Genomic DNA, 11458 nt, shown 5'->3' on the forward strand with positions numbered 1-11458 from the left:
GCAGTGCGACCACGAAGACGCCGGTGAGCAGGGTCGAGATCCAGTTGAAGACGTGCTGCCGGTAGGCGTCCTGGGTCAGGGCGAGGGCGTAGAGCGTGAACAGCGGACCGGCCAGCAGCATGTTGAAGATCCATGCGGCCCGCTTGCGACGCCGCATCACCACGGCGAGGAACAGCGCGAGGGCCGCCGACACCAGTCCAGCCGTGGCCAGGTAAGGGGTGAAGAACTCACCGACGTTGTGCTCGTGGACCTCTTTGCGGAAGGGCAGGGAGAGGACCGCCACGATGTTCAGCACGGCCTGCAGCCTCAGGTACCAGACCGTGACGGCGGCCGCCCCCGGGCGCAGGCGGACGCGAAGGGGCGGGCGTACTGCTGCCGTGCCCTGCGGGCGCCGGTCCTGCTGCCGGGGGATCATTGTTGGTTGCTGTGCGGGCACCGCGATGACTCACCTCGACGAGGCGCCGGAACCACCGGCGTGGACGGAAGCTGACACACGTGCGCGAGACGGTCTGCCCTCGGCTGTCTCGTACATTGCATCGACCCTACATTCCGTAGGGGAGATGGGAATCCCGGGAACGGTAGGAGTCCGGCAAGAATGCGCCGCTCCGGCCCGGACAGGTTCACCCGAGCGTGACGCCCCGGCAACGCTACGGGATTCTCTCCTCCACGCCCGCATCGCGCTCCCCCTGCACGGGCTCACCGGCCGCGCGCTGTTTCTCGACGCGCCCGGTCCCGGCGTACTCGGGATCGGCGTGTCCGGGATCGAGCTGCCCCAGCAGGAACGGGACGACTCCCCGCTCCAGCACGGCGTGCTCCCAGTCCTCACGGGCCCGGCGCAGCTCGGGATCACCGTCCGCGGCATCGTCCCCGCCGTGTTCGCAACGGCCCCGCATGCGGGTCGCGAGGATCCAGGCGAGGTCCCCCAGGGCCGCTCCCGCCGTCACGGCGGCGGCGATCACCCCGGCCATCACGAGCCCGTCACCGATGTGGGGGCGCACGGCGAAGGCACGCAGGCCGAATCCGCACAGCAGGAACACACCGGTGGCCACGGCGCCGAGGCTCGGCACCAGCACCGCGAGCACGGGCAGCAACCCGCCCACGGTCCGGCGGTCGGCGTCCGACGGCCGTCCGCGACGGGCGAGGGCGGCGGCCCGCAGGGCCAGACAGCGGCCGTACTCGTCGGGCGCGACGGCGGCGAGGCGGTCGCGCGCCTGAAGGGCCCGCGCACGCAGCCGGGCACGCGAGGGGCCCGCGCCGTCGGCGTCGATCGCATCCGCGACCTGTGGAAGGTCAAGGGCCCGATCCACCAGCCGTTCGAAGATCGGGCCGTCTGTCGGTGACGGCTCGTCGGACTGCTGCACAGATCCCCCGATCGGTGACGTGGTGCCGGCCATGCCGACCGGCGGACGGACGGGCCAAACCCTACAACATGTAGGACAACCTTCAGGGGAAGAGCGATGAGGTGGGGCGCGCCAGGGAGGCACCCGCGGTCCGATCATCCGGTCATTGCTCTCCGGCGGACGGGGCACCGAGGCCGGTGCACGCCAGTTTGCCGTCCACCTCGGCACACGCCTCCACACCTTCGGGCGATGCCGCGGCCAGCATGGGACTCGCCGTGCCGCCGGAGCCGTCTCCGGGGTACGCCGCGGACAGCACATCGCGCCCCGAGCGGACGGAGATCACGCGATCCACCGACGCCCGCGCCACGACCTCGGCCCAGGCCGTTCCACAGGACGGCGAGTACTCCAGCCGCACCGCGTAGGAGGCGGCCCGGACCGTGCTCTTGGTCTGCGCGTCCCGGTCGCAGGCGGCCACGTCGGGCAACTGCCCTTGGCAGGAGGTGCTCCGGCACCGGGGGGAGGCCGCCACCGACCGTCCGCCCGGCACACCGGAGCGGTGGGATGTGACCAGGGTGACGCCCACAGCGGCGATGGTGACGATCAGGGCGAGCGCCGCCAGCGGCAGCCGCCGGAGCCGGACGCGTCGTGACGGCGCGGCCCCGGCATACGTGGAGGCGTCCACGGCCGGAGGACCGTCGGACGCCTCCCACAGGGTCAGAACGGGCGCGGGGTCGACGCCCGCGAGCCGTGCGAGCGCCTCCACGGCCGAACGCGGGGGCCGCTGGGCGCCGTTGAGATACCGGTGCCAGGCCGATTTGCTGTAGGGGGTGCGCGCGGCCAGGGCCGCGAGACTGAGACCGGTGCTCTCCTTCAGATCGCGCAGTTCGGTCACGAACGGCCCGCCCGTCGGCGCGGGCGGGTCCGCCGCGGACCCTTGGGGTGCCTCCGTCCGTGCTGCGCCTGCCTTCACGGTCTCGATCCTTGGGGCTGTCGCATGACCTTTCCCTCAACGCCGATTCCAGTTTGGGCGGTTCGCCCACGTTGTCAGGATGTGTTCCCATGGGTGAGGTACTGCCACACATCGGGACCGGTATGAGATGGGTGAGTCGGCAGGACCGGGGGCGCACCGACGGCCCGCCCGGGCACACAGGGGTGACCGGGCAGGCCGATTTTCGGGAGGGGTGAGGGGTGGGGCTTCAGCACCAGCGCACGGCGCTCCGCGGACGGACGTAGTGGGCGGAGACGTACCCCTTGCCGCCCGCGAGCCTGTACCAGCCACGGTTCCCGAAGACGTACGAGCCGTGCCTCTTGCAGACCAGCAGCACCCGGCCCTGGGCCCGGCGGTGGCCGATCACGCGGTAGCCGAAGCCGGGGCCGGAGCGGACGTTCAGCGACCTGTGATGCGTGGCGACACGGCCCACGACGCGAACGGCACGATGGTGATACGCCGCCCCCGTGACGTGGTGCACGCGGCGGATGTGACGGACGTAGTGGTGGTGGTGGTGCCGCGTGAACCGGTGCGCGCGGTGACGGACGGGCGTGTGCCGGCCGGGGACGGGGAGCAGCGTGTGCGGGCGGTGCGGGACCGTCGCGACGACCGATGCCGGGCCGGCGTGGTCACCCTCGGCGGCCACGGCCGCCGTGGGCACGAGCGCGAACATCGCGACCGCGGCCACCAGGCCGCCCTGCAGTGTCCGACGAATCATGGAAACCTCCGTACTGACAGTGCCGATCACGAGGCGTGATCTCACGTTGCCCAGCGTTTCCGTGTCGACGCCCGGGAATTCCGTTCCGCCGTGCCAGGGACGCGAGGAACGTCCCGTGGGACGGACGACCGCCCTGATCTGCGGACGCCCGCCCCCGTTCCGCCGCCGGCCGCACACCACGGGGGCGGTGCCGTCCTACACGTCGCTCCCGGCGAGCCTCCACTCCCGGTGCAACGCGCCCAACGGAACGGTGTGCCGGAGGACCGGCGTACCGAACACGGACAACTGCAGTTGGAGCGCCCCACTCAGATCGACGCCGCCGTAGACGGTCCAGGACCCCACGACGGCTGCCGTGGGCCGGCCGCCCGGGCCCGCGGAGGCGGTCGCCGATGCCTCGCCGCGCAGGTACGGCGCGAGGTCGGCGGTGACGCCCGCCGCGCCGTACAGCCCGACGGAAGCCTCGGCCCCGAGGGCGACCTTCACATTCCCCGCGGTCGCGACGGAGGCGCGGACCGGCGTGCTCGCCATCGCCGACTCGCTGACGGGTGTCCAGCCCTCGTCGGGACCGAACGTGCCACCGGCCTTGAAGTCGCCCTTGATGGCCTGCTCGACGGAGACGGTCGCACTGCCGTCACCGCTGACCTCGAGGTAGCAGGTCAGATCGAGGTTAACCACGACGGGGATCGGACCGACCTGGAGGACAGGGTCGGCGTGGAGCCTGGCGAACGGCAGGCGCACGGGCTTGGCGGAGACCGGGGCACGGCCCTTCAGCGACCACTGCGAGCTCCAGTCGCCCGAGACGCCGAGGTACGCCGACACGGGTCCCGCCCGCCGGGCGTCCGCATCCGAACCGGCTCCGCCGTACGAGAAGTCGACCTCCGGCGCGACCTGGACGTAACCGGCCACCGACGCGTCCGCCGTCACCGGTGCACCCGCGGCCGTGGGCACCTCGGCGCGGACGTCGAGGCGCAGACGCCCCAGCGGGACGTGCGTGCCCTCGGGCCCGAAGTGGAGGTCGCCCGTCCTGGCCCAGGAGACCTTCACATCGGGCAGCAACCGTTCGACGTCGAAGGAAGAGGGGTCGACGGGCACGGTGCCCTTGGCCTTGTCCCCTCCGAGCAGGGAGTCGAGGGTGGTCGGCGCCGTCTGCACCTCGGTGCCGGCGCCGGTCTTCCCGAGCACCTCGGTAACCTTGACGAGCAGTCCGTCGGGAGCACCGGGTGCCGGGGCACTGGCGATGAGGTCACCGACGGCGACCGGGCCCGGCTCGGCCGGGTTGTCCGGGGCGCCCGACGAGGGTGCGGAAGGAGTGCCGGACGGGCCGGGTGCTCCCTTCGCCGTACGGGATATGACGGCGCGTCCGGTGTGACGGTCGTACGAACGCACCTTGAGTGCGCTCTGCCGGGCCCGTCCACCGCCGTCGCCGGGCCGGGCGAGGGCGGTCGGGGTGACGCCGGGGGCGGCCGCGACGGCGATCGGTCGGCCGGTGTCCACGGTCGCCACGGCGGAGGCCCCGGCCCGCCCGTCCCGACCGGCATCGGAGGTGGCGGGCGACCCGGGGCCGGAGGAGCAGCCCGAGGCGAGCAGGAGGGCGGATGCGGTGAGTGCGGGCATGAGGGCACGCAGGTGCCACGTGCGAATACGCAAGACCTGTCCTGAGGTGATGGGGGGTGGCGGAAAACACCCGCCGGCCTGGGATTACCGGCGAGTAATAAGACGTGAGCATGCCATGAAGATGTGAAGTGCCGCTCCACATCACGATCACGCCGGTTGTGATGTCAGCCACGTGTTGTCGATGAACAGACCTACCCCACCCAGGAGTTGGAAGTGCGGGTGGCACGCGGCGACGTCGGTACGGCCGGACCGTGCCGCCCGCAACCCGCCCTCACGGAACGTCCGGTAGTCGCGGCGGTCCTGCCCGCGCGGGGCAGGACCGTCGCAGGGCCTATCGGGCCGACGTCCCGTCGGGCACCGAGCCCGGAGCCGTGACATGACCGGCCGGCCGGGCGGTGAAGGACCCACGGCCCTGGGTTCGGCTGCGCAACCGGGTCGCGTAGCCGAACAGTTCGGCCAGCGGCACGGTGGCGGTGACCACCGTGCCGCCCAACCGCGCCGTCGAGCCCGAGACCCGGCCACGGCGTGCCGCCAGGTCGCCCAGCACCCCGCCGACTGCGTCGTCGGGCACGGTCACCGTGACCTCGGCCACCGGCTCGAGCAGGAGCATCGAGCACGCCCGCAACGCCTCCCGCAGGCCGAGCCGCCCGGCCGTGCGGAACGCCATCTCCGAGGAGTCCTTCGGATGGATCGCCCCGTCCGTCAGCACGACGCGCAGTCCGGTCACCGGATGGCCGCCGAGCGGCCCCTCGGCCAGGGCGTCCCGGCAGCCCGCTTCCACGGCCCGCACGTACTCGTGCGGCACCCGCCCGCCGACGACGGCCGAGCGGAACGCGAAGCCGGTCGCGGCGTCACCGTCGCCGACAGCCGGCAGCGGCTCCACATCGAGGACGACGTGTGCGAACTGACCCGCGCCGCCGTCCTGTTTGGCGTGCCGGTACACCAGCCCGGTGACGCCGCGGGCGATCGTCTCCCGGTATGTCACCCGCGGTCGGCCGACGGTGATGTCGAGGCCGTGAGCGCGGCGGACCTTCTCCACCGCCACCTCCAGGTGCAGTTCGCCCATGCCTGACAGCACCGTCTGACCGGTCTCGGGGTCGGTCCGCAGGACCAGCGAGGGGTCCTCCTCGACCAGCCGGGCCAGCGCCGGAGAGAGACGGTCGGCGTCGGCGCTCCTGCGGGCCTCGAGCGCGACGGAGACGACCGGTTCGGCGACCGTGGGCGGTTCGAGGACCAGTGGTGCCCCCGGTGCGCACAGCGTCGATCCGGTGCGGGCCGCCTTCGGGCCGACCACCGCGACGATGTCCCCGGCCACGGCCAGCTCCAGCTCCGCATGGCGATCCGCCCGCACCCGCAGGATCCGGGCGACCCGCTCGGTGCGCCGGGCTCCCGCGTCCATCACCGTCTCTCCCTTCCGCAACGTGCCTGAGTAGACGCGCAGATACGTCAGCCGGCCCGTGGCGCCGGCCTGCACCTTGAACGCCAGTGCCGCGAACGGCGCCGCCGGGTCGGCCGCCCGCTCCTGTTCCGAGCCGTCCGCGGTGCCGCGCACCGCAGGCACGTCCAGGGGCGAGGGCAGCCAGGCGACGACGGCGTCCAGCAGCGGCTCGATCCCGCGATTGCGGTAGGCGGAGCCGCACAGCACCACCAGGCCGTCGCCGGTGCGCGTGAGGTCGCGCAGGGCACGGGTGAGCGTCTGCTCGCCCAGCGCCGACTCGGCACAGAACTCCTCCAGCGCCAGGGGGTGGAGTTCGGCCACGGCCTCCTCCAGCAGCCTGCGACGCCGTAGCGCCTCCTCGCGCAGGGCGTCCGGCACCGGGCCCTCCTCGGCCGTGTCGAGGCCGTCCGCCCAGACCAGCGACCGCATGCGCAGCAGGTCCACCACACCGGTGAAGCCCGCTTCCGCACCGATGGGCATCTGCACGACCAGCGGGGACGGATGGAGCCGCCGGATCGAGTCCACGGCCGCGTCGAGGTCGGCACCCGCGCGGTCCATCTTGTTGACGAAGGCGATCCGCGGCACGCCGTAGCGGTCGGCCTGCCGCCAGACCGATTCGCTCTGCGGCTCGACGCCCGCGACCGCGTCGAACACCGCGATCGCTCCGTCCAGCACGCGCAGCGAGCGCTCGACCTCGTCGGCGAAGTCGACATGGCCCGGCGTGTCGATCAGGTTGATGCGGTGGCCGTCCCAGCCGCAACTGACGGCCGCGGCGAAGATGGTGATGCCACGATCGCGCTCCTGGGGGTCGAAGTCGGTGACGGTCGTGCCGTCATGGACCTCACCGCGCTTGTGGGTGGTCCCGGTCAGGTACAGGATCCGCTCGGTGACGGTGGTCTTCCCGGCGTCGACATGGGCGAGGATGCCCAGGTTGCGAACGCTGGTGAGCGGACGGGTGAGATGACGGTGCAGGTCGGTACGCACGGCCTGTGGCCTTTCAAGGGTGATCCGAACGGGGCGGCGCGATTCCCGGGCGAACGGGTCCCGGCACGGGGCCAGTCAGGGCGCGACGGCCCCGCCCGTGGCGGCGTGCTCGGGCAAAGGGCCGGCGGAGGTCAGCCGTTCGTCACGGGCGTCCGGTCCCGGCCGCGCAGCCGGCACCGGACGTTCCGGGACACGAGAATCACCTCGGAGCGCGACGGGGGGACGACGACAGCGGTGCGCTCACGCACGGCCGGCTCCCCTCACTCGTCACGACACGCGCCGCAGGGACGTGGCGGCGCGCGATGCGTGACGAGTGTAGGCAGCCGGCCGGGAACGAAGCATCGGATTTTCCCGGCACGCGCGGCGGGCGGCAGCCCTGCACCGCGCCGCCGCGCGGGGCAGGGTCCCGGACGACGCGCACCCGGCTCGGCCGCCGTCCGTCATCTGGCCGCGGGCTCGCGCGCAGGTCGAAGACGCGCCCCGGCGCAACGGCAACGGCACCCGCCTGCAACTGTGGGCCTGCAAGGTGGGACCCGCACGACCGCCGACGCCCGGACGGGCCGCCCGGCCGAACGTAACCGCGCCGCACGTTCGCCGGGCAGATGGCCACCCGTCCCCTTTCGTCCCCGCCCGAGTGGAGGGGAGCAACTGTCGTCCCCGCCCTGGTGGAGGAGAGCGACGCGGTGATCAGCAACACCTATCGGATCATCGAAGAGCCCTCTTTGACTTCTCATCGGGAATCGGCGGAAGCTGCTCTCGCAGCGGGAGTCGGATATGCGCAGACGGCGCACGTGAATACGCACGTCCATGGCCCGTACGTCCGGCACGCGTTCCCGGCTCGAAAAAGGGGGAAGCGGGCCGCCGCGTTTCGGCCCGGGCCCAAGGCGAGCACGCGCCCGATACGCCCTGCCCGGCCGGTGGCCCAGCGTGGAAAGAGGCAGCCCAGATCATGAGCAGCATCGAGGACCCGAGCGACAACCTGTCCGTCACTCCGCCCAAGACCTGGGCGACGGGTCTGCCCGCGGTGACGCACGCCCTCGAGTACTCCCTCGGCCAGACGTCCCTGCGGCGCACCGCGCTGACGTTGCTGAACATCAATCAGGCCAAGGGCATCGACTGCCCGGGCTGTGCCTGGCCCGAGCCCGCCCCGGGCAAGCGCCACATGAACGAGTACTGCGAGAACGGCGCCAAGCACATCAACGACGAGGCCACCTCACGGCGCGTCACCCGTGACTTCTTTAGCGAGCACTCGATCGCCGAACTGGACAGCATGTCCGACTACTGGCTCAACCAGCAGGGCCGGCTGACCGAGCCGATGGTGAAGCGGCCCGGCGGGACCCACTACGAGCCCATCGGCTGGGACGAGGCGATCGGCCTGCTCGCCCGGGAGTTGAAGGAACTGGACTCCCCCGACGAGGCCCTCTTCTACGTCTCCGGCCGGCTGAACAACGAGGCCGCCTTCCTCCTCCAGCTCTTCGCCCGCGCGTTCGGCACCAACAATCTGCCGGACTGCTCCAACATGTGCCACGAGTCCAGCGGATCCGCGCTGCAGGAGACGCTTGGCATCGGCAAGGGCAGTGTCTCGCTGGACGACATCCACAACGCCGACCTGATCTTCGTCGTGGGGCAGAACCCGGGCACCAACCACCCGCGGATGCTGTCGGCACTGGAAGAGACCAAACGCAACGGCGGCCAGGTGGTGGCGGTCAACACGCTGCCCGAGGCCGGGTTGATGCGTTTCAAGCACCCGCAGCGGGTGCGCGGGGTGATCGGCCGCGGCACGCCGATCGCCGACCAGTTCCTGCACATACGCGCCGGCGGCGACCTCGCCCTGTTCCAGGCCCTCAACCGGCTGCTGCTGGACGCCGAGGAGGCCGCCCCGGGCACCGTGCTCGACCACTCCTTCATCGAGCGCAGCACCACCGGCTTCGAGGCCTTCGCCGCGCAGGCCGAAAAGACCTCCTGGGACGATGTGCTGATCGCGACCGGGCTGTCCCGCGAGGAGATCGAGCGCGTGCACACCAGGGTCCTGGAGAGCAAGAAGATCATCGTGTGCTGGGCGATGGGACTGACCCAGCACAAGCACGGGGTGCCCACCATCCGGGAAATCGTCAACTTCCTGATGCTGCGCGGCAATATCGGCAAGCCCGGCGCCGGCGTGTGCCCGGTGCGCGGCCACAGCAACGTCCAGGGGGACCGCACCATGGGGGTGTGGGAGCGGATGCCGCAGGGGTTCCTGGACGCCTTGGAGCGCGAGTTCGGCTTCACCCCGCCCACCCGGCACGGCCTGGACTCGGTGAACGGCATCCGGGCCATGCGTGACGGCAGCGCCAAGGTCTTCGTCGGCGTCGCGGGGAACTTCGTACGGGCCACCCCCGACAGTGCGGTCACCGAAAAGGCGATGCGGAAATGCCGGCTCACCGCGCATGTCTCCACCAAGCTCAACCGCTCGCACACGGTCTGCGGCGACACCGCCCTGATTCTTCCCACCCTGGGCCGCAGCGACCGGGACATCCAGACCACTGGCGAGCAGTTCATCACCGTCGAGGACTCCATGAGCGAGGTGCACGCCTCCCGGGGCAAGCTGCCGCCGGCCTCCCCGCATCTGCTGAGCGAGGTGGCCATCATCAGCCGGCTGGCGCGCAGGACTCTGGGGGACAACCCGTCCATCCCCTGGGAGGACTTCGAGGCGGACTACGGCACCGTCCGCGACCGGATCTCCCGTGTCGTATCGGGCTTCGAAGACTTCAACGCCCGGGTGGCGAGGCCCGGCGGCTTCAAGCTGCCCAACCCCGTGAACGAGGGTGTCTTCCGCACCCCGAGCGGCAAGGCCGTCTTCACCTGCAACGAGTTCAGCATGCCGCACGTCCCGGAGGGACATCTGCTGCTGCAGACCCTCCGCTCGCACGATCAGTGGAACACCATCCCCTACGCCCCGAACGACCGCTACCGCGGCATCCACAACGCCCGCCGGGTCGTGCTCGTCAACCCCGCCGACCTGGAGGCCCTCGGCATCGCCGACCGCGACGAGGTGGACCTGGTGAGCATCTGGCACGACGGGACGGAACGCCGCGCGGAGAACTTCCGGGTCGTCGGCTACCCCACCAGCCGTGGTTCCGCGGCGTCCTACTACCCCGAGACCAACGTCCTGGTTCCGCTGGACAGCGTCGCCGACATCAGCAACTGCCCCACCTCCAAGGGCGTCGTGGTCCGCCTGGAAGCCGCCCGCACGCCCGCCTGACGCGGCTGCCTTCAGAGCCCCGTACCGCACACACGCGCGGGTCGTCGGCGATCAACGACGACGCCCGGCGCCACGCAGGGCGCCCCGCGACTGGCGTTCCGCCGTGCGGTCAGGTACATCCATGAGGTGCTGTTCCGCCAACTCGAGTACCTGGTCGCGCTCTCGCGGGAGCGTCACTTCGCCCGTGCCGCGCAGGCCTGCTTCGTCTCTCAGCCCGCTCTCTCCGAGGCGATCCGGAAGCTGGAGGAAGAGCTTGACGTGCCGCTCGTCCGCCGCGGCCGCAAGTACGAGGGCCTCACGCCCGAAGGCGAACGCATCGTGGTGTGGGCGCAGCGGATCCTGGCCGACCGCGACGCCCTCAAGAACGAGGTCGACGCCCTGCGCACCGGGCTGAGCGGCAGGATACGGATCGGCTCGGTGCCGACCGCGTCCGGCGCCGTCTCGCTGCTCACGGGCCCCTTCTGCGCGGAACACCCGCTGGTCACCGTGGAAGTCAGGGCGGACCTCCAGTCGGAGGAAATTCTCCGCCAGCTGCAGAATTTCGAGATCGACGCCGGAATCACCTACCTGCACCGGGGACTCTCGGAGCATTTCCAGTCGGTCCCGCTGTACGAGGAGCGGTATGTACTGCTGACGACCGCCGCCGACGGCCTCGCCCTTCCGACCACGGCGACCTGGGCGGATGCCTCGACGCTCCCGCTGTGCCTGCTGACCGAGGCCATGCAGGGGCGCAAGGTCCTCGACGGGTTGTTCGCGGAGGCCGGGCTGCGGCCGTCGCCCCGGCTCGAGACCGATTCGGTGGCCACGCTGTTCGCCCATGTCAGGACGGGCCGGTGGGCGAGCATCGTGCCGCACACATGGCTGCACGTCTTCGGCGTTCCGCACGGCATGCGGGCGGTGCCGCTGGTCGAACCCGCCCGATCGGTGCCGGTCGGGCTGGTGATCACCACCCGGGAGCCCGGATCGGTCATGGCCCGCGCCCTCGCGGACCTCGCCCGGCACACCGACGTCGCCGCCGCCCTGGAGCGGCTGCCCGCGGATCCCGGACCCGCATAGAGCCGGCCGGCCTCACCGGCCGCTCGCCGGCCTTCAGGCCGGGGAGGAATCGGACCCCTGCGGAGCAGGGCAGGAAACA

Annotated in this window: 7 protein-coding genes and 1 pseudogene; 2 read left to right on the forward strand and 6 right to left on the reverse strand. The window is 71.6% G+C overall.

Going from position 1 to position 11458, the window contains the following annotated elements; all coding sequences use genetic code 11:
* From VXC91_RS37660 to fusA, 6 genes and pseudogenes are all read right to left on the reverse strand, one after another.
* Positions 1-415: pseudogene (locus VXC91_RS37660) on the reverse strand (phosphatidylglycerol lysyltransferase domain-containing protein); the annotation flags it as partial.
* A gap of 232 nt (positions 416-647) precedes the next feature.
* On the reverse strand, positions 648-1394 hold the full coding sequence (locus tag VXC91_RS37665) for a hypothetical protein (protein ID WP_329511858.1): 747 nt from the start codon (positions 1392-1394) through the stop codon (positions 648-650).
* 109 nt (positions 1395-1503) lie between these two features.
* The gene (locus VXC91_RS37670; protein WP_329511859.1) at positions 1504-2310 is read right to left on the reverse strand and encodes a helix-turn-helix domain-containing protein; all 807 of its coding nucleotides are present in this window, start codon (positions 2308-2310) and stop codon (positions 1504-1506) included.
* Between the two features lie 226 nt (positions 2311-2536).
* Positions 2537-3046, reverse strand: coding sequence for a hypothetical protein (locus VXC91_RS37675; protein ID WP_329511860.1), 510 nt, complete (start codon positions 3044-3046; stop codon positions 2537-2539).
* Positions 3047-3241: 195 nt separating this feature from the next.
* Positions 3242-4693 carry a hypothetical protein gene (locus tag VXC91_RS37680; protein WP_408057569.1) on the reverse strand — a complete coding sequence of 484 codons (1452 nt, stop codon included), beginning with the start codon at positions 4691-4693 and terminating at the stop codon, positions 3242-3244.
* A gap of 298 nt (positions 4694-4991) precedes the next feature.
* A complete protein-coding gene (gene fusA, locus VXC91_RS37685; RefSeq protein WP_329511861.1) occupies positions 4992-7082 on the reverse strand; it encodes an elongation factor G in 2091 nt (696 codons plus the stop codon).
* 949 nt (positions 7083-8031) lie between these two features.
* On the opposite strand from fusA, the gene VXC91_RS37690 reads away from it, so the two are divergent.
* Together VXC91_RS37690 and VXC91_RS37695 are read left to right on the forward strand one after the other, a co-directional pair.
* A complete protein-coding gene (locus tag VXC91_RS37690) occupies positions 8032-10323 on the forward strand; it encodes an FdhF/YdeP family oxidoreductase (protein ID WP_329511862.1) in 2292 nt (763 codons plus the stop codon).
* Positions 10324-10449: 126 nt separating this feature from the next.
* Entirely contained in the window at positions 10450-11379 is a 930-nt protein-coding gene (locus VXC91_RS37695) for a LysR family transcriptional regulator (RefSeq protein ID WP_329511863.1), read from the forward strand.
* The last annotated feature ends 79 nt before the right edge of the window (positions 11380-11458 follow it).

Source organism: Streptomyces chiangmaiensis (assembly GCF_036281785.1).
Lineage (GTDB): Bacteria > Actinomycetota > Actinomycetes > Streptomycetales > Streptomycetaceae > Streptomyces > Streptomyces chiangmaiensis.

Bases quoted from the DNA above. Each gene is read 5' to 3' on its own strand.
- VXC91_RS37690 (WP_329511862.1), top strand. From the start codon at position 8,032: ATGAGCAGCATCGAGGACCCGAGCGACAACCTGTCCGTCACTCCGCCC.
- VXC91_RS37675 (WP_329511860.1), bottom strand. From the start codon at position 3,046: ATGATTCGTCGGACACTGCAGGGCGGCCTGGTGGCCGCGGTCGCGATG.
- VXC91_RS37665 (WP_329511858.1), bottom strand. From the start codon at position 1,394: ATGGCCGGCACCACGTCACCGATCGGGGGATCTGTGCAGCAGTCCGAC.